The sequence below is a fragment of the Cohnella thermotolerans DSM 17683 genome (assembly GCF_000429825.1).
Classification (GTDB): domain Bacteria; phylum Bacillota; class Bacilli; order Paenibacillales; family Paenibacillaceae; genus Cohnella; species Cohnella thermotolerans.
Genome location: NZ_AUCP01000028.1, coordinates 31,925 through 54,453 on the forward strand (window position 1 = coordinate 31,925; position 22,529 = coordinate 54,453).

Consider the following 22,529-nt stretch of genomic DNA (forward strand, 5'->3'; position numbering starts at 1 on the left):
CGTTCTATGAATCGCCAAAAGGCGTTCATCCCCTCTTCGCCGTCCGGATGGTACAGTTGGAATCGTAATGCGAGACATCAGTGCAAGGGGGATTAAGCGTATGAGAGGGAAAAGATGGTGGACGCCCGCGCTGGCCGTCGCGCTGTCGGCGGTTCTGCTCACCGGATGCGGAAGCAACGGGAATACGGGCGACGCCCAGCCGGGAACGGCCGGAGCGTCCTCCGGGAAGCCGGCGCAGAAGGTGAAGCTGAAATTGTGGGGAGCCGTTCCCGCCGAAGCGGGCCCGCAAGCGGTCGTCGACGCGTGGAACGCGGAGAATCCGGATGTCGAGGTCGAATACGTCCGGTACGTCAACGACGACGCCGGCAACCTGAAGCTGGACACGGCGCTCATGACCGGACAGGATGCCGACCTGTACTTCAGCTACGTGCTAAGCCGGCTGCAGAAGCGGGTGGACGCCGGGGTGGCCGCCGATCTGACCGCCCGGACGGATTACGACATCGACGGGCAGATGGGGCCGGATGCCGCGCAGTGGAAAATCAACGGCAAGTATTACGGCGTTCCGACCAAGAAGAATATGTCGTTCATCTGGCTGAACAAGAACATGCTCGACGAAGCCGGTCTCCCGGTGCCGCCTCTGGACTGGACCTGGCCGGACCTGGAGCAATACGCCGCCAAGCTGACGAAACCGGGCGTCTACGGGTTCCTGCAGCACGAAGCGAGCTTCACGGCCGCCATCGACGGCACGATCGCGGGTCTCGGGGTGACGAAAGCCGACGGCACGTCCAACTTCGACAACCCGCTGTGGAAGCAGTGGCTGCAAATCAACCACGATATGATGTACAAGGATAAATCGACGCCGGAATACGGCGAGCAGCTCACCAGCAAAATGCCGGTCGACACGATGTTCCTCAAGGGCGAAGCCGCCATGCTGAACGCGGGCGAATTCATCTTCCGCAACGCCAACAACCTGAAGGACTACCCGCACGACTTCAAGATCGCCTTCGCGACGATTCCGCGCATCTCCGCGGATCAGCAAAATTACAAATACGCCGGCGGTGTAGGCGACATGCTGTCGGTGAACGCCAAGTCGAAGAATCAGGAAGCCGCGTGGAAGTTCGTGAAATGGTACGCGGACGGCGGCATGCTGCCGATGGCCAGCGGCGGACGGATTCCTTCCTCCAAGAGCGTCGACAGCGCGAAGGCGATCGACCTTCTGCTCAAGGGCGTCGAAGACAAGTACGACCGGGAGTCGCTCGACAATGTCGTGTTCGGCAAGTTCGAATCGTTCCAGCTCGACATTCCGCAGCAGGTTATCGACGCCCGGAAGGAAGAGTACGAGAAGTACTTCCTGAACAAGCAGGATCTCGATACGACGCTTAAGAACATGGCGGATCGTCACAACAAGTTGCTTCAGCAAAAATAAGGTTCCGCGGCGTGAGAGAAGAAGGAACGCGCGCTTCCTTCTTCTTTTTTACGCCCGGAACGGGCATTCGAAAGGCGGCGATACCGTGAGAAAGCGAAGCTGGATACGGAAGCAGGGCTGGATGGGTTACGCGTTTATCCTGCCGAACATGCTGGGGATACTGCTGTTCTTCATCCTGCCCGCCTTGTTCTCCTTCGGTCTTATGTTCACCGACTACCAATTTTCCAACCCGAACGTGTCGTTCACCGGCTTGGACAACTTCAGGCGTCTGTTCCATGACGAGCAGTTTTACGGCGCCATCCGGCATACGGCCATCTTCCTGCTGTCCGTCCCCGTATCGCTCGTGCTGGCGTTCGCCACGGCGCTCGTGCTGAATCGCAGCGTTTATCTCAAAGGCTTGCTTCGGGGCATGTTTTTCCTCCCGTACGTCTCCAGCGGCGTTGCCGTCGCATTCGTCTGGATGCTGCTGTTCCAGCCGACGAACGGCCCGATCAACGAGATTCTTCGCGGGATCGGCGTCGCCTCGCCGCCGGGCTGGTTCGCCGACCCGGACACGGCGATGTACGCCATCGACGTCGTCCAGATCTGGTTCATGCTCGGCTACAACATGATCATCTATCTGGCGGCGCTTCAGGAAATATCGCCCGAGCAGCTGGAGGCGGCCCGGATCGACGGCGCGCGGACCCGGACGATCACGTGGCGGATCGTCTGGCCGCTCGTCAGTCCGACCACGTTCCTGCTGCTCGTCACCGGACTCATCATGACGATGAAGTCGTTCGCGCTGATCCAGGCGATTACGCAGGGCGGACCGGGGAGCAGCACGACGATATTGTCCCTGTACGTCTACAAAACGGCATTCAGCTATTACGAGATGGGCTACGCCTCGACGATCTCCTGGTTTCTGTTCGCCGTCATCATGGCCGTCACCGTCGTTCAGTGGATCGGCCAGAAGCGCTGGGTGCATTACTAAGCAATTCGAACGCAACGTCACGGATCGCGCATGAAAGCGCCGAAGGACATACGAATTGGAAAGGAGCGATGCCGGATGAGCGATTCGGCCGGCAATCCGAAGGTGAAGCTGCCAGCAACGATTGCGATGCTGGTCGCCGGGGTGTTCATGATCCTTCCGTTCCTGTGGATGATCAGCACGTCTTTCCAGACCCCGAGCGAAGTTTTCGTCCGCTGGCTGCCTTCCCGGCTCGATTGGAGCAACCACGTCCGGATCTGGACGGGAAGCTACAGCTTCGTCTCGTATTACCTGAATTCCCTTAAGGTGTCGGTGATTGGAACGATCGGCGCCGTGTTCATGTCCTCCCTCGCGGCGTACGGCTTCGCCCGGATCGAATTCAAGGGGCGCGACGCGCTGTTCCTCGTCTATCTGTCGATGATGATGATTCCGCCGCAGGTCATTTTCGTGCCGAAGTTCATTCTCTTCAACTGGATGCACATTTACAACACCCATTGGGCGCTTATTCTTCCGGGGATGTTCTCGATTTTCGGCGTGTTTATGCTCAGGCAATTTTTCATGGGCGTTCCGAAGGAGATCACCGAATCCGCGTTCATCGACGGGGCGGGGCATTTCAAAATTTTCTCCCGGCTCAACCTGCCGCTCGCCAAACCCGCGCTCGCCACGTTCGCGATCATCGATTTCTCCTGGCAATGGAACGACTACGAGAATGCGCTCGTGTTTCTGACAAGTCCGAAGCTGTACACGATTCCGCTCGGCCTGCAAAATTTCATTCTCGAGAACAACGTCGATTACAACGGGATGATGGCGGCGGCCTCGGCGGCGATTTTGCCCATGATCGCCATTTTTCTGATCGGCCAGAAATATATCATTCAAGGAATCTCCAGCTCCGCCGTCAAGGGCTGAATCGGTTGACGCCTTCCACCCGGCATTTTGCCCCCCGTTCTGGTACAATGGAAGCAGTTCGATATGCGGGACAAGGAGAGAAGGCATGAAATTCGGGTTCGACATAGACGATACGCTGATTAATTTGAGGGAACACGCCTTTCGCTTGTACCAGAAGAAGCTGAACCGGGCCGTCGAGCCGGAGCGGTTCCACGAGCTGACATGCGTGCCCATTCACAGCCTGTTCGGGTTGTCGGCCGAAGAAGGCGGCCGGATGTGGAACAGCCTCCGGGACGAAATTTATTATACGGACTGCCCGCCTTTTCCGGGTGCGGTCGAGGCGCTGCAGCAGCTCGTGCGCCAGGGGCACGAAGTGTACTACATTACCGCGCGGACGGCCGAGCATTGCGAGCGGACGAAAGCCTGGATCGTTCAAGCCGGCTTCCCGGTCGAGGAGGGCCGCTTCTATTGCGGGATGGGCGATACGGAGAAGGTTCATATCATCCGCAAGCTTGGTCTGGACTATTACTTCGACGACAAGCCCGCCGTACTCGATACGCTCTCGGACTTGACTTTGCGGGTATATGTCAGGGACAATTCCTACAACCGGCATCTCAACTTTCCGCGCATCGTCTCCTGGAGCGAGCTGCCGGGCATCGTGGCGGAGCATGCCGGGGAGCGATAGCGCACCGCCCGTCGCGAAATTCCCGGCGGCAATGTTATAATGAAAGGAGCGGACGCCCGATCGAACGGCGGGCGGGCTGCTCCCCATTTTCTTAGGAAAGCGGAGTCGTCGGGAATGGACAAACAGAGCAACCTGACTATTATGAAAGTGCTGTCGAACGAAACCCGCCTCAGCATTTTGCAGTGGCTCAAGAATCCGGAACGAAACTTCGAGCCGCAGCATTTTCCGGCCGGATGCGAGTTCCGAGGCGGAGTGTGCGTAGGCAGCATCCAGGAGAAGTGCGGCTTGGCGCAATCGGTCGTGTCCGGCTATTTGGCGATGATGCAGAAGGCGGGTTTGCTGGAATCGAGAAGAATCGGCCAATGGACGTATTACCGCCGCAACGAGCCCAAGATCGAGGAGTTCGTCCGCAGCCTGAAGGCGGATTTATAGCGGATAGCGACGAGGCCCGGGAGATCCCGGGCTTTTTTTGGCGCTTGCGGACCGTGAATCCCTTATTTCGCGGCCGAAAGCGTTTTGGGGAAGCGCAACGGACCGTAAAGCCTTTATTCGCTTGAAGCGGAGCGTTATTCGAGGAAAATCCGAGCGATAACGGAATGACGGTCCGTTAGATCGCCGATAACGTGATTTTTCGACAAATAGCGGCCTGTGTGTCCGTTACGATCGGTTCCGAGAACGATCTCCCCGGGCCAACTTACGGGCGCGATCGTGCATGTCGGTCACTCCGTTGCATTTACATATCTATAAATATAGATATATAATGGAGAATGGGTAAACTATTCCGAGTTTTTCTCCAGGAGGGATTTCATATGCCAACAACGTCTCCGAACGTTCAACTGCTGTTCCAACCTTTCTCCGGCGGCAAGCTGGAGTTGTCCAACCGCATCGTCATGGCGCCGATGACCCGCTGCTTCTCGCCGGGAGGCGTGCCCGGTCCGGACGTGGCCGCTTACTACCGCCGGCGCGCCGAGAACGGCGTCGGGCTGATCGTCACGGAAGGAACCGTCATCGACCATCCCGCGGCCGCGGCCGACCGGGACGTTCCTCATTTCTACGGGGAGCGTGCCTTGGAGGGTTGGGCCCAGGTCGTCAAGGAAGTGCATGAAGCGGGCGGACGCATCATTCCGCAAATTTGGCACGTCGGCATGTCGCGCAATCCGGCCACGTTCCCGGAATCGGACACGAAGCCGGTCGGTCCTTCCGGCTATTCCGCTCCGAACGTGAAGACGGGCGAGCCGCTCTCCGAGCAAGAGATCGCCTACCTGGTCGAAGCCTACGGCAGAGCCGCCGGCGAGGCGAAGCGGCTTGGCTTCGACGGCGTGGAAATTCACGGCGCACACGGGTATCTGATCGACCAGTTTTTCTGGGAAGAGACGAACAAGCGGACGGACCGCTACGGCGGCGGCTTGGTGGAGAGGACGCGGTTCGCGGTCGAAGTGATCGAAGCTTGCCGCCGCGCCGTCGGCCCTGATTTTCCGATCGTGCTGCGCTTGTCCCAGTGGAAGCCGCTCGATTACAAAGCCAAGCTGGCCTCGACGCCGGAGCAGCTCGAGAAGTTTCTGGAGCCGCTGGCGCTCGCGGGCGTCGACATTTTCCACTGCTCGACCCGCCGCTTCTGGGAACCGGAGTTCGAAGGCTCGGACCTCAACTTCGCGGGGTGGACGAAGAAGCTGACCGGGAAGCCGACGATCACGGTAGGGTCAGTAGGCCTGGACACCGAGTTCACGCAGTTGTTCTCGGAAGGCAAAGGAGCGAACGTCAACGGGCTGGAGGGACTGCTGGAGCGGCTTGAGCGGCAAGAGTTCGACCTTGTCGCGGTCGGCCGCGCGCTTCTCGCCGATCCGGCCTGGGCGGCCAAAGTGCGCGACGGACGCACCGACGAGCTCGTTCCTTTCTCGCCGGAAGCGACAAAGAGTCTGAGCTGAGACAATTGGATCCCCGGAGAAGTCGAGCCGGCAAGGCGGCATCCTCCGGGGATTTTTTTATAGCTCTAGCTTCCGTTCGAGCGCGCCCGCTTTCGGTATTCGCTCGGGCTCATGCCGTGCAGTCTCCGAAATTGCGCGAGAAAGTGGTTGTAATTCGAATAGCCGACGTCGTAGCTGACTTCCGACGCGGTGCGGTCCGTATGCTCGAGCAGCAGCGCGGCCTGGCGGATGCGCATCCGGTTCAGCGCATCGACGATGGACTGGCCCGTGTTCTCCTTGAACAGATGGGACAGCCTCGACGGCGACAGCCCGACGGAGCGGGCCAGCGCCCCGATCCGGACCGGCTCGCGCATATGGAGCGACAACCGGTGCAGCGTCTCCTCGACGCGGGCGTCCAGCTTGCGCCGCTCGCTCCGGGCGAGCAGCATCAGAATTTCGCGCAGCGCCGTGACGCCCAGCTCCTGCCAGTAGTCGCCCCGCTCGCGCGTATCCGACAGCAGCCGCCGGAACGCGCGGCCGATTCTTCGCCGCACGTATTCGTTCCCGGCCGGCCGAATATGCAGCGGCTCGCCGGGAAGCAAGTTCGCTTCGATCATCGGCGCGGAGAAATGCGCCCACACGAAGTGCCAGGTGCATCCGGGCGACGTCCCGTAGCGGTGCGGCGTCCCCGGCCCCAGCAGCGCGACGTCCCCCGCGCGGCACGTCTGCGTCTGCAGCCCGGGAACGCTGAAGTAGCCTTCGCCGCCGAGCGTATAGGCGATAAGCCAATCGTTCATGCCGGCGGGCCGATGGGCGGAATACGTATCCGGCTCGCGGAAATGGCCGGCGATGAGCGTCCCCCCGCTGTCGTATCCGTATGCCGACGGACGATCGAAGTTCCTCACGCGCGCCTCCCCCTTCTTCTTTTCGCTAACAACAGCATATCGGAATCGGCGGCAGCCGGCTAGAGGATAGCAGGATCGTGTGACTTTTCGGCAGCATGGAGAATTCTTCTCGGAAGAGGATGGAGCTAAGCTTAGAGCATATCCCTGACGAGGAGGAACCCTCATGCTTCGACAATTGACCGAAGAGCAGAAGAGAAAATTCGATACCGAAGGCTATCTGGTCGTCCGCGGCCTGTTCGCGGAAGAGGAGCTGGCGGAGATCGACCGGACGTTCGCGGACATCGCGAACCGGATCGTCCCCGGCCATTTCGAGCCCGACCTGAGCGAAGGAGCCGCCGATCCGCTGAGACGTTATCCGCGGGTGATGCACCCGCACCGGTTCGACGAGACGTCCAAGAAATATATGCTTCATCCGCCGGTCATGGACGTGCTTGCCGATCTGTACGGCGAAGAAGCGCTGGCCGCCCAGAGCATGTTCTATTACAAGCCGCCGGGAGCGCGCGGGCAGGCGCTTCACCAGGACAACTTCTACCTGAAGGTCGAACCGGGCAACTGTATCGCGGCCTGGACGGCGATTGACGCGGCGGACGAGGAGAACGGCGGCCTGCTCGTCGTGCCCAAGACGAACGATTACGCCATCGTCTGTCCGGAATTGGCGGACGCGAAGGAGTCGTTCACGACCCATTACGTCAAGCCGCCGAAGGAGCAGAAGGCGGTGCCGGTCGTCATGGAGCGGGGGGACGTGCTCTTTTTTAACGGGAACCTCATTCACGGCTCCTACCGCAACAAGACGAAGGACCGCTTCCGGCGGGCGTTCATCTGCCATTACGCCAACGAATCGGCGGCGCGCATCTCCCATTTCTACAGGCCGCTATTCCGCGCGGACGGCACGGCGGTCGATCTGGAAGCGAACGAGGACGGGGGCCCTTGCGGCATGGAGTTCGAGGCTCTCTATCCCCACTGAGGCAAGCCGCCTTCCCGAAGTCTAGGCAGAGGCGATCTTCCGCAGTATAATCGGATGATAACGCAGCTTGGACCTCGAGGTGATCTGCCGATCATGGAAGCGAAATTTTGTTTGGCGTGCGGACGCGAGCTGGAGACGCGCGATATTGGCGGCACGCCGAGAAGGGCGTGTCCCTCGTGCAGCTTCGTGCATTGGGGCGATTACAGCATCGGCGTCGGCGCCCTGGTGATGAGAGACGGCAAAGTGCTGCTCGTGCGGCGGGCGCAGGAGCCGGGCAGGGGCTATTGGACGAATCCGGGCGGCTACGCCGAGCAGCTGGAGCGGATCGACGAGACCGTATGCCGGGAAGTGCTGGAGGAGACGGGAGTCGAAGCGGTCGTCGCGAGCGTGGCGGCGGTGCGGGATCAGCCGCGCGCCGTGCACAATTTGTACGTGGCGTTCTCCATGGACTACGTCGCGGGCGAGCCCGTCCCGGACGGGGTGGAAGTGGACGCCGCCGGCTTCTACAGCCCGGAAGAGATGGAGACGATGAACGTGGCGCCGTTCACGCGCTGGCTCGTCGACGTCGCGTTCCGCGGACGGTCGGAAGGCTTGACGGTCGACGCCGAACCGCTCGTTCCGCTTCCCGGCTACGGCTTGTTCCGCAGGTAAAAGGGACGTTCGGAACTATTAAATATGGACTCATATGGATTTTCGTGAGCATTCGGCGTCCGTTTAAACACAATCGCCCTCTACTTGGCTCTTTGGGCCAGGTGGGGGGCGATCTTCTTTGGGTTGTGTGCGGTTGCTGTCATGAAGGCTTGCTGTTGTCCCGCTTCTTCTTTCCCGAGGCACGGGTTCGTCCCTTTGGAGTGATTCTAAAGATAGTATACTTTAAGTGCTAAAGTTAATGCACTCGGGGCAAGGTTATGATAAGACTGTGCACAGCGTATCGATAGGGTCCTAGCGGAAGGAAGAAGTCAAGACATCTTTGCAGGGGGTTGATTTCATTGAGAAAAATGAAAACGTTTGTAACCGGCGCGACAGTGCTTGCCACTTGTCTTGCCCTCTTGAGCGCATGCGGGAACTCGGGTTCGAACGATGCCGCCGGCGGCAACGCCGGAGCGGGAGGCGACTCCAAGGATAAGAAAATAACGTTGACGATGCTCGTGTCCGGGAATAAAGCCGCCGACGGCCAAGACTTCGAGCTCGACGTGCTGCCGAAGATGGTCCACGAGAAGTTCCCGAACATCACCCTGGAAGTGCAGAAGCTTCCCGACGATCAGTACAACACGTCGATCAAGACGAAGCTGGCTGCGGGCGAAGGACCCGATTTCTTCCGGATTTGGCCGAGAATGGGCGGCGGCGCGAGCGTGATCGATCTGGCGAAGGCCGGCTATCTGGCGGACTTGTCGGATTTGCCCTTCATGAGCAAGATCAGCGACGGCGCGAGAGAAGATATGTCTTATGACGGCAAGGTGTACGGCATCGCGAAGGGCATCGACATGCTCGGTACTTACTATAATAAAGATCTGTTCCAAAAGGCCGGCATAACCGAAGTCCCGCAAAATTGGGAAGATTTCCTTGCCGCTTGCCAAAAGCTGAAGGACGCGGGCACGACTCCGATCGTTATGGGGGACAAAGACCCGTGGTGGATTCAGTTCGGCGCGTACCAGCTGGCGGCGAACACCGTCTATGCGGAAGACAAGGATTTCGACGTCAAGCTTCAAGCGGGCGAACGGAAGTTCACGGATTCGAAGTGGGTTCAAGCGTTCGAGATGTATAAGGAACTGTACGAGAAAGGCTATATCGCCAAAAACACGCTCGGTCTAGGCGGACCGCAAGCGACGCAGATGTTTATCGACGGCAAGGCGGCCATGACGTTCGACGGCACGTGGGATTACCCGACGCTGACGGCCAAAGGAGCGGTCGACTTCGAACGCGGCTTCTTCCCGCTGCCAGGCAACGAGAAAGGCAAGCCGGTATGGCAAGCCGTCGCGACGGCTGCCGGGTGGGGGGTCAACGCCAAGACCAAGAACCTGGATGCCGTCAAGGAAGTGCTGAATTATTGGTTCGACGACCAATCCGACCTGTTCAAGGAATGGGTGAAGCTGAATCCGTCGATCAGCGCCTTTAACGGCGTGCCGCTTACCAACGATCTATATAAGGACTCTTACGAGCTGTACAAGAATAGCGGCAACTCCATCTACTTCGCGAACCAAATGTGGCCGAACGGCGTGGCCGACATCCTTCAGGTCAAATTCGGAGAGATCATTGGAGGACAGCGCACGACTCCGGAGGACGTAACGAAAGCGATGCAGGACAAATTCGATCAGCTTTGGAATCCATAATTCGAGCCCGAGCATCGCCTGTCCAGGGGGACCTTATAGGTCCCCTTCCAATTCGAACGGGAAAGGAATAACCACCATGAACTCAGCGGTCTTGAAAAAAACGATGTATTGGTTCGTCGTTCCCGCCCTGGTTATGTATTTAATCTTTTGGATTTATCCGATCTTGAAGCTATTCCAATACAGCGTTACGGATTACAACGGATACGTGCAAGAATTCCACTATATAGGCTTCGACAATTTTTCTCAGTTATTCCAAGAAGGCATCGCGGGCAAATCGTTGTCCAACACGTTGATTTATACCGTCATCTTCGTCGTTTTCAGCAATGTAATCGCGTTATGCTTGGCATTTGTCCTGAATATGAAAATCCGGGCCACCGGCCTTTATCGTACAGCAGCCTATATTCCGACCTTGTTCAGCGCCATCGTGGTCGGATTTATTTGGAGTTACGTCTACATGCCCGAGAGCGGCTTAATCGCGACAGTTATAAGCTGGTTTGGCCTTGACGGCTCGAACTTGAATCTTCTCGGCAGCTACAACTCCGCCCTTTATTCCATCACGGCGGTGGAGATCTGGAAGCATATCGGCACGAGCACCGTCATCTTCCTGGCGGGCTTGCAGACCGTCCCGCAGGATCTGGTGGAAGCGGGAAAGATCGACGGCGCCAACTCCTGGCAGATAACGAGATTTATCCGCATTCCTCTGCTCGCCACGTCCATCACGATCAACGTTACGCTGAGCGTCATAAACGGCTTGAAGGCGTTCGACTATCCGTTCATCATGACGAACGGCGGACCCGGGCGCGCCACCAGCACGCTCTTGGTCGATATTTTCCGGATGGCGTTCAAGGAGCAGCAGTTCGGCTTGGCCTCCGCGTTGGCCGTCGTCTCCTTCGCCGTTATCATCCTGATTACGACGATCTTCGTTCTCCAGCTTAACAAAAGGGAGGTCTCCGCATGAATCCTGCCGCCAAGAAGACCATGATCCATGTCGGGATCTCGATTCTCCTGCTCGTCAACCTGCTGCCGCTCATCATCGCCTTGTCGAGCTCGTTCCGCTCGATCAAGAACATGGCGAATCCGCTCCGGCTGTTCAACGAGTTTACGATGGAGAGCTACCGGGCCGCGTTTACGAGAATGCATTTTCCGCAAGCGCTTCTGAACAGCCTGCTGTTGACGGTGATTTCCGTGGTCGTCGTGGTGCTGTTCACTTCCATGGCGGCCTATCCGATCGCCCGCTTGAACAATCGTTTGAGCAAGTTCCTTTATCTCTTCTTCTTGTCCGGCTTGGTCGTCCCCAGCCAGATGGTGATTATCCCGATCGTGCAAACGATGCAAGGTCTCCATATATCGGGTTCGCAGTATACTCCGATTCTGATGTTCATCACGTGCAGCATTCCGTTCTCCTCGTTCCTGTACACCGGATTTATCAAAAGCAGCGTGCCGCTGGAGGTCGAGGAATCCGCGTTGATCGACGGCGCCGGCCTGCTTCGCCGGTTTTGGCAAATTGTGTTCCCGCTGCTTCTTCCGGTGACGGTATCCGTCGTCATCACGCAAGGCGTCTGGATCTGGAACGACTATTTCTTTAATATGATCTTCATTACGAAAACGGCCGAGTCTCCGTTGCCGCTCGCGATGCTAGGATTCCTTGGCGACCAGACGAACCCGACCGCATGGAATGTGCTGTTCGCGGCATGCTTCCTTTGCGCGCTGCCGCTTCTCGCGATCTTCGCGTTCCTGCAGAAGTTTTTCATCGGCGGCTTGACCGTCGGCTCCGTCAAAGGCTGATTCGACTCCCGTGCGAAAAAAGGACAAACAGGCCCTGGATTCTCAGGCTTGTTTGTCCTTTTGGCTTGCTTGCTGCCGGTATTCCTCCGGGGTGAGCCCCGCAACCTTTTTGAAGACGCGGAAAAAATATTTGGTGTTGTCGTATCCGAGCGCTTTTGCGATTTTATACACTTTGTCGTCGGTCGTCTGCAGGAGAAGCTTCGCCTTGCCGATGCGGACTTGATTGACATAGTCGATGAAGTTGATGCCGGTCTTCTCCTTGAACAGAAAGCTGCAATAGCTCGGGTTGAGGAAGAAGAGGGAGGAGATCTTCTCCAACGTCAACACTTTGTCGGGATTCTGTTCGACGTATGTTTTGATATTGTCGACGACATGTTCGGATGAATAGACGCTCCGCTCGTTCAACATGTCGGCGATGTCGGGCAATACCCGAATCAGGTACTCCCGGATCGACTCCAGGTCGAACGAGGCCGCCAGTAAGGTCTCGAAGCTGGCGGATGTCTGGTTTCCGTTAATGGACAAATACCGGTGGAGAACGTTCCGTACTTCGTGAATGAGAATCCGGCACGTATCTTTAACCGCCGCCAGCGACAGGCTGGGGACGCTTCGGAAGTAGGCGAACAGCTTGTCCGTCCATTCGGCGACTCGGCGGGCATTGCCGGATTCAAGGAAGAAGAGAAGCTCGTCCATCTTATCCCAGCTCGCTTCATCCGAAGAGGGGATATTTGCCTCTTGATATACCGCGACCGGCGCGCCGACTTCCCCGGCCGGCCTTCCGTTCAGAGCCGCCACCGTCTCCCCGAACGCCTCCTCCAACTGGCTCCAAGACGATTTGACCCGGCTTACGCCGACGATGGTATGGAGCGGCATCGATTCGACAATTCGCTCTGCCGTTCGCCGGGCCGATGCTTCCAGCTCGACCTCCTTCCCGGACGACGTCAGGAGGATAAATCCCATGCGATCGTTCTGCGAGTGCGGAACGTAAAGGCCGTCGTCAAGGAATTCCGGTCCTGCTTCCAGTTTGTCCGAAGCGTACAAGGTCAACAGCACGCAGCATTTGTTGCCTGCGAGCGCTCGCATCTTGTTCGAGCGGAAGACGGGCGCCTTATCCTTGCGATGATTGCCGAGAATGAGGCCGCACATCGTTTGAAGATCGGCGCCGTAGCTGATCTCTTCCTTCTCGTGCTCGCTGATCTCCATTTTCTGCATCGCGGATCTCTCGGCTTCGATGAGCCGGACGGCTTTACTTAAAGTCTCCTGGATCTCCTCCCGGCTGAACGGCTTGAGCAAGTAGCCGACGGCCTTGGCGGAGATGGCTTCCTTCATATACTCAAAATCCGAATAGCCGCTTACGACGATCACTTTCTTGTCCGGATAGTCCTGCTGAAGCGCTTGCAGGAACGAACGGCCGTCCATCTCCGGCATTCTCATGTCGGTCAGGACGATATCCGGATTCGCGCTGCGGATGAGCGCGAGCCCGTCCTCGCCGTTATCGGCTTCTCCCGCGAATTCCAGCTCCCGTCCGATATCGGAGGAGCGGATTTTCTTGAGCATTCCTCTTCTAATCAGCGCTTCGTCGTCCACGATGATGAATTTGTACATTGTCGGTTGCGCCTCGCTCTCTATCCGATTTGCGGGACGGTGACGATCACCTTGGTCCCCTTGTCCTTCTCGCTCTCCAGCGTCAAGCCGTATTCCGGACCGTAATAAAGGGAGATGCGGGAATGGACGTTCTTGAGTCCGATGCTCCGTTTGTCCCGGCGGCCGAGCTCGCTGAAGTTGGGAGGATCCTGGAGCAGTCTGCGGAGCTCGCCGAGCTGATCCGGACTCATCCCGACGCCGTCGTCCGCAATCTCGAACCGGATGAGCTCGCCGTCCGTATAGGCGGTTAACGCGACGGTGCCTTTGTTCTTCGTGTTCTCCAGCCCGTGATACAGCGCGTTCTCGATAATCGGCTGCAAGATCAGCTTCAAAATTCTCATCTGGCCGATTCCGTCTTGGATATGGAGGCGGAAGTCGATCTTGTTCTCGTAGCGGATCTTCTGGATGGATAGATAATTGTTCACATGCTTCAATTCTTCGTCGATCGCGACGAGCTCGCTGTCCGTTTTGATGCTGTACCGGAACATATCGCCCAGCGCTTTTGTCATGACGGCGATGCTCTCGACCTCCTCGATCTCGGCTATACTGTTAATGGACTCCAGCGTGTTGTACAGAAAGTGCGAATTGATCTGGGCCTCCAGCGCTTTCATCTGGGAATCCAGCGTGATCAGCTTGTTCTGATAGATCTCTTTGACGTAATCGTTGATGTCGCGAATCATATTGTTGTATTCGTTATAGAGAATGCCGATCTCGTCGGTCCGTTTCAGATGCTTCTTCGTCGTGACGAGATTCAGGAATTTGTTCTTGCGCATCGTCCGGCTCAGCTCGATGATCGGCTTCATGATCAGACCGGACAGAATAACCGAGAGCAGGATGAAGATAATGGCGCAAGTCAGGGAGATATAGAGAATAAGCTGCCTGGACACGCCGTATTGCTTGTACAGCTTGTACAGGGAAACCGAAGCGACCACCTTCCAATCGTTATCCGGAAACGATTGAATCACCGTCAAAATCCCGTCCCTCGTCTCTTGAACCGAACCTTCCGTTCGGTTCGAGATCAAGGCATTCAGGGAATCGGGCAATCTCTGGCCGATCCGGTTCTGTGAATTGTCGTACAAGATCGTTCCTTTGCCGTTGACCAGATACATATTCGTAACATCCGGAACGATGTCTTTGTCGATGCCCTTGAAGATGTCCAGTCCGCAGTCGAGCATCAGCACGCCGAGCAGCTTGTGGGTGTCGGCGTCGTAAAGAGCCCGCGAGAAGGTGATGGACGGCTTGGCGTTGATGATGAATTCCTTCGTGTCCGCGTCGCTGATATACAGGCCGCCGTTCTTCTCCAGCGTTCTCCGGTACCATTCGTCCTGGAAAGGCTTATAATCGATGACGAGGTCGGTGCCGATCCCGTAGCTGATTGAGTTGCCGTCGGGCAGGAAGATATAGATGCCGTTCAGGTAACTGTTGCTCAGAACCAGATTGTTGAAGAAGAAGAGCATGTTCGTTCGGGCGACGAATAGATCGTACTGGCTGATGTTCGGCTTGTTGTTCAGCTTGTTCAGCTCTTGGGCGACCGTCGTGGCGCCGGGCTGGGTCGAGAATTGCTGGAAGGTCAGCGTGATGCGGTCGATATTCTGGAAAATATGATCGATCCGTTCGACGGTATTGTCAATGTTATTGGAAGAGACGAGCGAGACCTGCTTGCCGACGAGCTTCGTATAGCTGTTATAAGAGGCGATCGTCACGATCGAGATCGGGATGACCGAAATGGCGATGAAGACGAGAATCAGCTTCGCCCGAATGCTGCGGTAAATCATCGGCAGTCCTCCTGTAAGCGCTCTCTCGAAAAAAAGTATACTATAGAACGCCGATAAAATGTACAAAGAAGAGCGTCGTCCGGACGCTCTTCTTCTTTTCCGTTTCCGAATTATGAGTTGAGAACGGCTTCAAAGCGGACGTGATCGCCCAATCCGTAAGCGATCAGGTCGTAGCTCTCCGCGGCCGGCCTGCCGAACTTTGGAGCCTTCCGCCACATGTTCGGCCATGCGGTCCGGCGGCTTCGGTCGGGATCGTGGTGAGGGCCGAGCAGGTTCTTGAGCCCGCCGCATACGCGGATCGCGACATCATGGGTTCCGGCCTTCAGGTAAGGCGACAGATCGGCTCTGCCCCCGTCATCGACGCCGATGAGGCCGACTCTCCGGCCGTCCACGTAGATCGCGCAGCCGGTCGCCTCGAAGGCGGTCGGGAGCACGGCATGAACGGATGCCGCTTGCTCCGGCACGGCGACGGAATACGAGTACCGGAACGCTCCCGGATAGAACGGATAGCCTTGGCCGGTCCAGGAACCGACGACTATGGGAAAAGGCGGTTCCACGAGCCACGTTCCGCCGGACGCGCGAACGGAGAACGAGCCTCTGAGGTAGACCGGCTCGACCTCGAGAAGAACATCGAAGCGATCCGCCGTCAACGTCACCGTATTCCCGCCGGGCCGAAGGAACGGCCGAATATCCGCTGCGCCGTTATGATGATCCGGCCAAGATTGGCCGGGAATCCAATCGGCAGGCTGGCCGTTGACCCGGAGGGAATAGAATTCCGCTCTCTCCGCGACAAGATAGAGTTCCGCAAAGTTTGGCAAGGAGTCTAAAAAAAGTGCACTCAAATTGCTAAAGGAAATATACTCTTTCCGAGGTTAAGATTAGATGGAATCATCCTTACAGTGAAAATAAGGGGGATGTATCGTAAGGCGGGCTGCAAGGCGGAAGGTCACTTCGAGCGGACGAATTCGCGCGCCGGTCTGGACGGAACTCCGGCGAATTGGCGCGAAGAAATGGATATGATGAACAAATGGAAGGTGATTCCGATGAGTATTCCCGTCACCATGAAGGCGGCCGTCATGACGGAACCCCGCAAAATAGTCCTCGAAGAGCGGCCGGTGCCCGCGCCGCGAGACGGCGAGGCTCTGGTCAAGGTCATGGCGGTGGGAGTGTGCGGCTCGGACGTTCACTATTACGAGCATGGAAGAATTGGCAACGCCATCGTGGAGAAGCCGATGATTCTCGGCCACGAGTGCGCCGGAGAAGTTGTCGCCGTGGGCGGCTCCGTTACCAAGATTCGGGTCGGCGACCGGGTGGCCGTCGAGCCGCAAACGACGTGCGGGCGTTGTCCCGCGTGCAAATCGGGCAGGTACAATCTGTGCCCGGACGTCGCCTTTTTCGCGACGCCTCCCGTGGACGGAGCCTTCGCCCAATATGTGATCGCGAGGGAAGATTTCCTGTTCCCGATTCCCGACCGCTTATCGTATGAGGAAGCATCGCTCATCGAGCCTTTCTCCGTCGGTATCCACGCCGCGAACCGGACGGGGCTGAAGCCGGGCTCGACCGTGGCCATTATGGGCATGGGGCCCGTCGGGCTGATGGCCGTCGTCGCAGCGAAGGCGTACGGCGCCAGCCGAATCTTTGTCTCCGACCTGGAGCCTCTTCGCCTTAAGGCGGCAATGGAGTTGGGCGCAACCCACTCGATCAACGTTCGCGAGCAGGATGCCGTCGAAGCGATCCGGCGATGGACCGGAGGCGTCGGCGTGGATGCGGCTTGGGAGACGGCGGGCAATCCGAAGGCGCTGCAGTCGGCGCTGCTGTCCGTGCGCCGCGGGGGCAAGCTGGCCGTCGTCGGCCTGCCGATGCAATCGGAGATTCCGCTTAATGTCCATGTCATTACCGACCGGGAAGTCGATATTTACGGCGTCTTCCGGTACGCGAACACGTATCCGAGCGGAATCGAATTTCTCGCTTCGGGCATCGCCGACGTCAAGCCGTTATGCACGGACAGCTATCCCTTGGAACGGACGCAGGATGCCATGGAGAGGGCGCTGAACAACAAGAGCGGCAGTCTGAAGGTCATGGTCTACCCGAACGCCTAACTTCCAAAGGAGATCCGCCAATATGAAGGAACTGAAATTGCAATCTTTGACCTGCGAGTATCGAACGGGCTTGTTGGGGACGGATGTAAGGATTCCCCGATTCGGCTGGAAGCTGATCTCGGAGATGCGGGGGACGGTTCAGCGGGCTTATCGGATTCAAGTGGCGGGGCCTGACGCGAACTTCGAAGAGCCGTTATGGGATTCGGGACGCGTCGAATCGGACCGGTCGATCCATATTCCGTACGGCGGACCCGATCTCCGTTCCCGCACTCGCTACCATTACCGGGTGAAGGTGTGGGACGGCTTCGGAAGGGAATCCGTTTGGAGCGAGCAGGACTGGTGGGAGACCGGACTTTTCTCGCCGGAAGAATGGAGAGCGAAGTGGATAACGCCGGACTCGAAGAGCCTTGATCCGGATGCTAAGGAAGTTTTCCTGCTTCGTACCAGGTTTGAGACGAAGACGGGGATTGTGTCGGCTCGCATCTACGCGACGGCTGCCGGCGTTTATGAGATTTATTTGAACGGCCGCCGCGTCGGCGAAGATCTTCTCGCTCCCGGCTGGACCAGCTACCGACATCGTCAACAGTACCAAACCTATGACGTGACTTCATACCTGAGCAGCGGGGAGAACGGAATCGGAGTGCTTCTCGGGGACGGTTGGTACAAAGGCGAGCTAACATGGCTGGGCAAGACGAAAATTTATGGCGACCGAAGGGCGATTCTGCTGCAACTGCACGTTCAATATGAAGACGGCTCGGAACAATGGATCGCGACCGATTCGTCATGGAAGTGCTCGACCGGTCCGATCCTGTGGTCCGAACTGTATAACGGCGAGAAGTACGACGCGCGGCTGGAGCATCAGGGCTGGAGCGAGGCCGGATTCCAGGAGACAGCGAACTGGCATGGAACCGAGGAGGTCGAGCTTCCCTACGCGCATCTGGTCGCGCAAGAGAATTGGCCGATTCGGGTCACGGAGACCGTGAAGCCTCGGCGGGTCATCCGCACGCCCGCCGGGGAACTTGTGCTGGACATGGGTCAGAACCTTGTCGGACGAATGCGGATAACGCTGGACGTTGCGGCCGGAACGGCGATTCGGCTGCGGCACGCCGAGGTGCTCGATCGGTACGGGAACTTCTATGTCGGCAACCTGCGCAAGGCGAAGCAGACCGTCGAATATGTCGCCAAGGGCGGCGGAACCGAGACGTACGCTCCGCATTTTACTTTTCAGGGGTTCCGGTACGTTCAGGTGGAAGGTTATCCGTTCGAAGACGATGAACAGTTGCTTCAACGCTTCGTTGCGGAAGTTATCCACTCCGATATGGAGCCCACGGGATCTTTCGAGTGCTCGAATCCGATGGTGAATCGGCTTCAGAGCAATATCGTCTGGGGTCAGCGGGGCAATTTCCTCGACGTGCCGACCGATTGCCCTCAGCGGGACGAACGGTTGGGTTGGACGGGAGACGCACAGGTGTTCGTGCGGACGGCGGCCTTCAACTATCATGTCGGACCGTTTTTCACGAAGTGGCTGCGCGATCTGAAAGCGGATCAGCGGCCGACCGGCAGCGTGCCGTACGTCGTTCCGAACGCGCTCGGGGACTATACATCGGAGCAATGGGGCGACGAAACTTATACGTCTTCGGCTTGGGGGGACGCGGCAACCGTCTGCCCATGGACGATCTATCTGACGTATGGGGATAAGCGGCTTCTTGCCGAGCAATACGGCAGCATGAAAGCTTGGGTCGAGTTCATCCGCTCCCAGGGCGATGACGAGCATCTGTGGAATACGGGCTTCCATTTCGGCGATTGGCTCGCGCTGGACGCGTTCGAAGGCAGCTACTTCGGAGCGACGCCCGTTCATTTGGTGGCCACCGCGTATTACGCGCTGTCGACTCGCCTGCTTCGGGATGCCGCCGCCGTGCTCGGCCAAGACGACGATGTTCGGGTCTACGGCGAACTGCTGGAAGGGATTAAGGCCAAGTTCCGCGAAACCTACGTCACACCTGAAGGCCGGATGGCCGCCCGCACTCAGACGGCCCACGTTCTGCCGCTTGTCTTCGGCTTGGTCGAAGGCGAATCCCGAGAACGGATCGCCGCGGACTTGAACGAGTTGGTCGTTCGCAACGACTATCATCTGAGTACCGGGTTCGTCGGTACCCCCTATCTGTGCCAAGCCCTGTCGGACAATGGCTATCACGACACGGCCGTGCGATTGCTGCTGCAGGACACATACCCTTCCTGGCTCTACTCCATTGCGAAGGGTGCCACAACGATCTGGGAGCATTGGGACGGCATCAAGCCGGACGGCTCGTTCTGGAGCGACGATATGAACTCGTACAACCATTACGCCTACGGAGCAATCGGCGATTGGATGTACCGGTACGTGGCCGGTTTGGACTTGGACGAGACGGAAGCGGCGTACAAGCGAATTCGCATCGCTCCGCGCATTTCGTCCGGCCTGCTTGCTTACGCGAGAGCTTCGCTATCCTCCCCCTACGGCAAGATCGAATCGGGCTGGAGCGCGGTTGGGAACGAGGTCGCGGTAGAAGCGACGATTCCGGCCAATGCAAGCGCGGAAGTCATCCTTTACGGAGCGGATGCCGATTCGGTTAAGGAGAGCGGGTGCGGATTGACGGACGCTGAAGGTATCCGTTCCGTATCCCCGACGGAGGAAGGGCTGCGCGTGACGGTAGGCTCCGGGACTTATCGCTTCAGCTATCGAATGAAAGAATCGAATCGAGTGGCAACAAAAAGCTAATAAGTTTTTTCAACAGTCCGGAGAGGCCCCGCGAGCGGGGTCTCTTACGTTTTTTTTAGCCGACTACGCCGTGCTCCGGCGCCGGATCGGTCATCATTTTGATCGAAGCTCTCCTGCTGCAGCGCAGGTGCTCGGGCCAATCGCCGCAAAACGGTTTACAGATCGGACGATTTGTACGATGATAGGAGACAAAAAAAGCTGTTGCAACAGCCAAGGATAGGAGAATGAAGGATGTCTTACAAAATTGTGTTTTTCGACATAGACGGGACGCTCGTAGACGAGGAAAAGAAGGTTCCTCGCGACGCGGCCGAGGCCGTTCGCCGGTTGAAGGATAGCGGCGTCGAGCCCGTCATCGCCACGGGGAGAGCGCCGTATTTCTTCAAGCCGCTGGCGGAGCAGCTCGGCATCGAGTCCTGGGTTAGCCTGAACGGCGGGTACGTCGTGTACAAGGGGAAGGAACTGCACCGCCGGACGATTCCGCTGCCCGACCTGGAGAAGCTTGTCGAGCTGTCCGCGCGGAACGGGCATGCGCTCGTTTTCGAGGGGAAGGAAGCTTATTACGCCAACCAGGAGAATCATCCGTTCGTGTACGAGTCGGTGGAATCGCTCAAAGTCGAGCATCCGGGCGTCGACGCGAATTTCTGGAAGTCTGAGGACATTTTCCAGGTTTTCCTTCATTGCGAGAGCCATGAGGAGCACTTGTATCCGGCCGCTCTGCCGGGCTTACGGTTCGTCCGCTGGCATGCGAAGGCGATGGACGTGCTGCCGCGCACCGGCTCGAAAGCGGAGGGCATTCTGGCGCTGCTGAGCGCGCTGGGGCTCACCCCGGCGGATGCGGTCGCGTTCGGCGACGGGCTCAACGACAAGGAGATGCTGGAGTTGGTCGGCCTTGGCATCGCCATGGGCAACGCGCACGAGGAACTGCTGCCGTTCGCGGATTACGTCACTTCGCGCGTTGAAGAAGGCGGGGTTCGCAACGGGCTCGTTTATGCGGGGCTGCTGTAACATAAGCGGATAGGCACAGCCGGGAAAAGCCGGGGAAGCCGTGGAACGGAAAGCGTTTCGCGACTTTTTCCCGGCTTTTTTATAAGTTTCGAGGCGGCGGGTTTGGTTCTTTGTGGCTAACGAACCGTGCAGTGCTTATTTTGTGATCGGAGGCCCGTTGGTCATTGTAACGAACCGTACAGCCCTTAATCACTTGAAAAGAAGCACCAATCGGAGCAAATCCGAGTAATAGCGTGACCACGATTCGTTACCATTGAAAAAACGCGTTTTTTAGGCGAATAAGGGTTTTTGGGTTCGTTACGATCGGTTCCTTCGGGGGAGGGGATAGCACATGGATCTACTTTGCCAGCTTATCCCTGCTGCTCAGTCGGAACCGCGCCAACTTCATTCTTCTCGTCGAACAAAGACTCGGAGTTCTATCGGATAAGAGGAGACAGCGAGTGTCAAAACGAAGGCTCCACAGAAGAGTACGACCTGCGCATTGCGAGGTACGGGGAGGGAGCCGCAAAACGAAACGGGTAAGCTGACAAGCGAAGCTGAGGTACGGGGATAAGGCTTAATCGCGCGCATATGGGGGGACCGGCTGAAAAACGATACCCGGACAGCCGCTTTTGTTGTCGACATCTGGGCGGCTGCGGAATATCTTGCTGCCAACGAATGTTATCGGGAGGGATATCCGCTGGTTCCGACTTATCCATACATGGGGTATGCGACGCAGTGCAAGCAGGTGCCTATCGCTTTTCCGCCCCAGCATCAAGACCGTCAGCCCGGTTTGCAGTATTTGATGATCCCGCAGCCCATCTCCGACAACCCCGGTTACCGGGGGAGCGGGAAGCTGGCGGGCCGGGTCGCGATCGTGACCGGAGGAGACAGCGGCATCGGCCGTGCCGTCTCGATCGCCTTCGCCAAAGAAGGCGCGGACGTGGCGATCGTCTATTTGTCCTGCACATCTCCGACGAGCAGCTCGAGAATACGTTCCGCACGAACATTTTCCCGCATTTCTATTTGACCCGGGCGGCTCTGCCGTATCTCGCTCCGGGCAGCTCCATCATCAGCACGGCTTCCGTTACCGCCTACGAGGGCGCGCCGCTGCTGGTCGATTACTCCTCGACCAAAGGAGCGGTCGTCTCGTTCACCCGCTCGTTGTCGCTGCAGCTGGCCGACCGCGGCATTCGGGTGAACGCGGTGGCGCCGGGCCCGATCTGGACGCCGCTGATCGTCTCCAGCTACTCCGCCGAATACGTGACGACGTTCGGGACCGATCGGCCGATGAAGCGAGCGGGCCAGCCGTTCGAGCTGGCGCCGACCTATGTCTACCTGGCTTCCGACGATTCCTCGTACGTGAGCGGCCAGGTGCTGCACGTCAACGGAGGCACGATCACGGAAACGTGACGGACAGGGGC

General features: G+C 58.0%; 18 protein-coding genes and 1 pseudogene. 15 read left to right on the top strand and 4 right to left on the bottom strand.

The annotated features are described in order from the left end of the window. The first annotated feature begins 100 nt into the window (after positions 1 to 100). The 6 genes from G485_RS0105215 (at position 101) to G485_RS0105240 (ending at position 5,888) form a co-directional block, all read left to right on the top strand. The gene (locus G485_RS0105215) at positions 101 to 1,426 is read left to right on the top strand and encodes an ABC transporter substrate-binding protein (protein WP_027091682.1); all 1,326 of its coding nucleotides are present in this window, start codon (positions 101 to 103) and stop codon (positions 1,424 to 1,426) included. Between the two features lie 85 nt (positions 1,427 to 1,511). Continuing rightward, on the top strand, positions 1,512 to 2,396 hold the full coding sequence (locus G485_RS0105220) for a carbohydrate ABC transporter permease (protein ID WP_027091683.1): 885 nt from the start codon (positions 1,512 to 1,514) through the stop codon (positions 2,394 to 2,396). 75 nt (positions 2,397 to 2,471) lie between these two features. After that, on the top strand, positions 2,472 to 3,299 hold the full coding sequence (locus tag G485_RS0105225; protein WP_027091684.1) for a carbohydrate ABC transporter permease: 828 nt from the start codon (positions 2,472 to 2,474) through the stop codon (positions 3,297 to 3,299). 85 nt (positions 3,300 to 3,384) lie between these two features. Beyond that, positions 3,385 to 3,963: a 5' nucleotidase, NT5C type gene (locus G485_RS0105230; RefSeq protein ID WP_027091685.1), complete on the top strand. Its 579-nt coding sequence runs from the start codon at positions 3,385 to 3,387 to the stop codon at positions 3,961 to 3,963. Positions 3,964 to 4,077: 114 nt separating this feature from the next. Then, positions 4,078 to 4,395, top strand: a complete 318-nt coding sequence (locus tag G485_RS0105235; RefSeq protein ID WP_035154861.1) for an ArsR/SmtB family transcription factor — start codon at positions 4,078 to 4,080, stop codon at positions 4,393 to 4,395. Positions 4,396 to 4,772: 377 nt separating this feature from the next. Next, complete coding sequence (locus G485_RS0105240) at positions 4,773 to 5,888, top strand: NADH:flavin oxidoreductase (RefSeq protein WP_027091687.1); 1,116 nt, start codon at positions 4,773 to 4,775, stop codon at positions 5,886 to 5,888. Positions 5,889 to 5,953: 65 nt separating this feature from the next. Here G485_RS0105240 and G485_RS0105245 read toward each other — a convergent pair whose 3' ends face one another. Beyond that, positions 5,954 to 6,772, bottom strand: coding sequence for a helix-turn-helix domain-containing protein (locus G485_RS0105245; RefSeq protein WP_027091688.1), 819 nt, complete (start codon positions 6,770 to 6,772; stop codon positions 5,954 to 5,956). 163 nt (positions 6,773 to 6,935) lie between these two features. Between G485_RS0105245 and G485_RS0105250 the strand changes: the two genes are divergently transcribed. From G485_RS0105250 to G485_RS0105270, 5 genes are all read left to right on the top strand, one after another. Next, entirely contained in the window at positions 6,936 to 7,736 is an 801-nt protein-coding gene (locus tag G485_RS0105250; protein ID WP_027091689.1) for a phytanoyl-CoA dioxygenase family protein, read from the top strand. Positions 7,737 to 7,829: 93 nt separating this feature from the next. Next, positions 7,830 to 8,387 (top strand): NUDIX domain-containing protein, encoded by a 558-nt coding sequence (locus G485_RS0105255; RefSeq protein ID WP_027091690.1) that lies wholly within the window; start codon positions 7,830 to 7,832, stop codon positions 8,385 to 8,387. Positions 8,388 to 8,734: 347 nt separating this feature from the next. Beyond that, on the top strand, positions 8,735 to 10,066 hold the full coding sequence (locus G485_RS0105260) for an ABC transporter substrate-binding protein (RefSeq protein WP_051318040.1): 1,332 nt from the start codon (positions 8,735 to 8,737) through the stop codon (positions 10,064 to 10,066). Positions 10,067 to 10,142: 76 nt separating this feature from the next. Further along, positions 10,143 to 11,024: a carbohydrate ABC transporter permease gene (locus tag G485_RS0105265; protein WP_027091692.1), complete on the top strand. Its 882-nt coding sequence runs from the start codon at positions 10,143 to 10,145 to the stop codon at positions 11,022 to 11,024. Next, on the top strand, positions 11,021 to 11,851 hold the full coding sequence (locus G485_RS0105270; protein ID WP_027091693.1) for a carbohydrate ABC transporter permease: 831 nt from the start codon (positions 11,021 to 11,023) through the stop codon (positions 11,849 to 11,851). Before G485_RS0105265 ends, G485_RS0105270 begins: the two co-directional genes overlap by 4 nt. A 42-nt stretch (positions 11,852 to 11,893) precedes the next feature. Here G485_RS0105270 and G485_RS0105275 read toward each other — a convergent pair whose 3' ends face one another. From G485_RS0105275 to G485_RS0105285, 3 genes are all read right to left on the bottom strand, one after another. Then, a complete protein-coding gene (locus G485_RS0105275) occupies positions 11,894 to 13,453 on the bottom strand; it encodes a response regulator (protein WP_027091694.1) in 1,560 nt (519 codons plus the stop codon). 20 nt (positions 13,454 to 13,473) lie between these two features. Then, positions 13,474 to 15,267 carry a sensor histidine kinase gene (locus G485_RS0105280; protein WP_027091695.1) on the bottom strand — a complete coding sequence of 598 codons (1,794 nt, stop codon included), beginning with the start codon at positions 15,265 to 15,267 and terminating at the stop codon, positions 13,474 to 13,476. A gap of 110 nt (positions 15,268 to 15,377) precedes the next feature. Then, a complete protein-coding gene (locus G485_RS0105285; RefSeq protein WP_156922136.1) occupies positions 15,378 to 15,923 on the bottom strand; it encodes a hypothetical protein in 546 nt (181 codons plus the stop codon). A gap of 387 nt (positions 15,924 to 16,310) precedes the next feature. Here G485_RS0105285 and G485_RS0105290 point away from each other — a divergent pair, with 387 nt between their 5' ends. From G485_RS0105290 to G485_RS25180, 4 genes and pseudogenes are all read left to right on the top strand, one after another. Next, on the top strand, positions 16,311 to 17,366 hold the full coding sequence (locus G485_RS0105290) for an NAD(P)-dependent alcohol dehydrogenase (RefSeq protein WP_051318044.1): 1,056 nt from the start codon (positions 16,311 to 16,313) through the stop codon (positions 17,364 to 17,366). 22 nt (positions 17,367 to 17,388) lie between these two features. After that, the gene (locus G485_RS25175; RefSeq protein WP_035154864.1) at positions 17,389 to 20,121 is read left to right on the top strand and encodes an alpha-L-rhamnosidase; all 2,733 of its coding nucleotides are present in this window, start codon (positions 17,389 to 17,391) and stop codon (positions 20,119 to 20,121) included. A 231-nt stretch (positions 20,122 to 20,352) separates the two neighbouring features. Then, positions 20,353 to 21,126, top strand: coding sequence for a Cof-type HAD-IIB family hydrolase (locus G485_RS0105300; RefSeq protein WP_027091698.1), 774 nt, complete (start codon positions 20,353 to 20,355; stop codon positions 21,124 to 21,126). A 679-nt stretch (positions 21,127 to 21,805) separates the two neighbouring features. Further along, a pseudogene (locus tag G485_RS25180) lies at positions 21,806 to 22,518 on the top strand (SDR family oxidoreductase). Positions 22,519 to 22,529 lie beyond the last annotated feature (11 nt).

Bases quoted from the DNA above. Each gene is read 5' to 3' on its own strand.
- G485_RS0105215 (WP_027091682.1), top strand. From the start codon at position 101: ATGAGAGGGAAAAGATGGTGGACGCCCGCGCTGGCCGTCGCGCTGTCG.
- G485_RS0105290 (WP_051318044.1), top strand. From the start codon at position 16,311: ATGAGTATTCCCGTCACCATGAAGGCGGCCGTCATGACGGAACCCCGC.
- G485_RS0105270 (WP_027091693.1), top strand. From the start codon at position 11,021: ATGAATCCTGCCGCCAAGAAGACCATGATCCATGTCGGGATCTCGATT.
- G485_RS0105275 (WP_027091694.1), bottom strand. From the start codon at position 13,453: ATGTACAAATTCATCATCGTGGACGACGAAGCGCTGATTAGAAGAGGA.
- G485_RS0105235 (WP_035154861.1), top strand. From the start codon at position 4,078: ATGGACAAACAGAGCAACCTGACTATTATGAAAGTGCTGTCGAACGAA.
- G485_RS0105230 (WP_027091685.1), top strand. From the start codon at position 3,385: ATGAAATTCGGGTTCGACATAGACGATACGCTGATTAATTTGAGGGAA.
- G485_RS0105250 (WP_027091689.1), top strand. From the start codon at position 6,936: ATGCTTCGACAATTGACCGAAGAGCAGAAGAGAAAATTCGATACCGAA.
- G485_RS25175 (WP_035154864.1), top strand. From the start codon at position 17,389: ATGAAGGAACTGAAATTGCAATCTTTGACCTGCGAGTATCGAACGGGC.
- G485_RS0105300 (WP_027091698.1), top strand. From the start codon at position 20,353: ATGTCTTACAAAATTGTGTTTTTCGACATAGACGGGACGCTCGTAGAC.
- G485_RS0105240 (WP_027091687.1), top strand. From the start codon at position 4,773: ATGCCAACAACGTCTCCGAACGTTCAACTGCTGTTCCAACCTTTCTCC.
- G485_RS0105260 (WP_051318040.1), top strand. From the start codon at position 8,735: ATGAAAACGTTTGTAACCGGCGCGACAGTGCTTGCCACTTGTCTTGCC.
- G485_RS0105265 (WP_027091692.1), top strand. From the start codon at position 10,143: ATGAACTCAGCGGTCTTGAAAAAAACGATGTATTGGTTCGTCGTTCCC.
- G485_RS0105280 (WP_027091695.1), bottom strand. From the start codon at position 15,267: ATGATTTACCGCAGCATTCGGGCGAAGCTGATTCTCGTCTTCATCGCC.
- G485_RS0105225 (WP_027091684.1), top strand. From the start codon at position 2,472: ATGAGCGATTCGGCCGGCAATCCGAAGGTGAAGCTGCCAGCAACGATT.
- G485_RS0105255 (WP_027091690.1), top strand. From the start codon at position 7,830: ATGGAAGCGAAATTTTGTTTGGCGTGCGGACGCGAGCTGGAGACGCGC.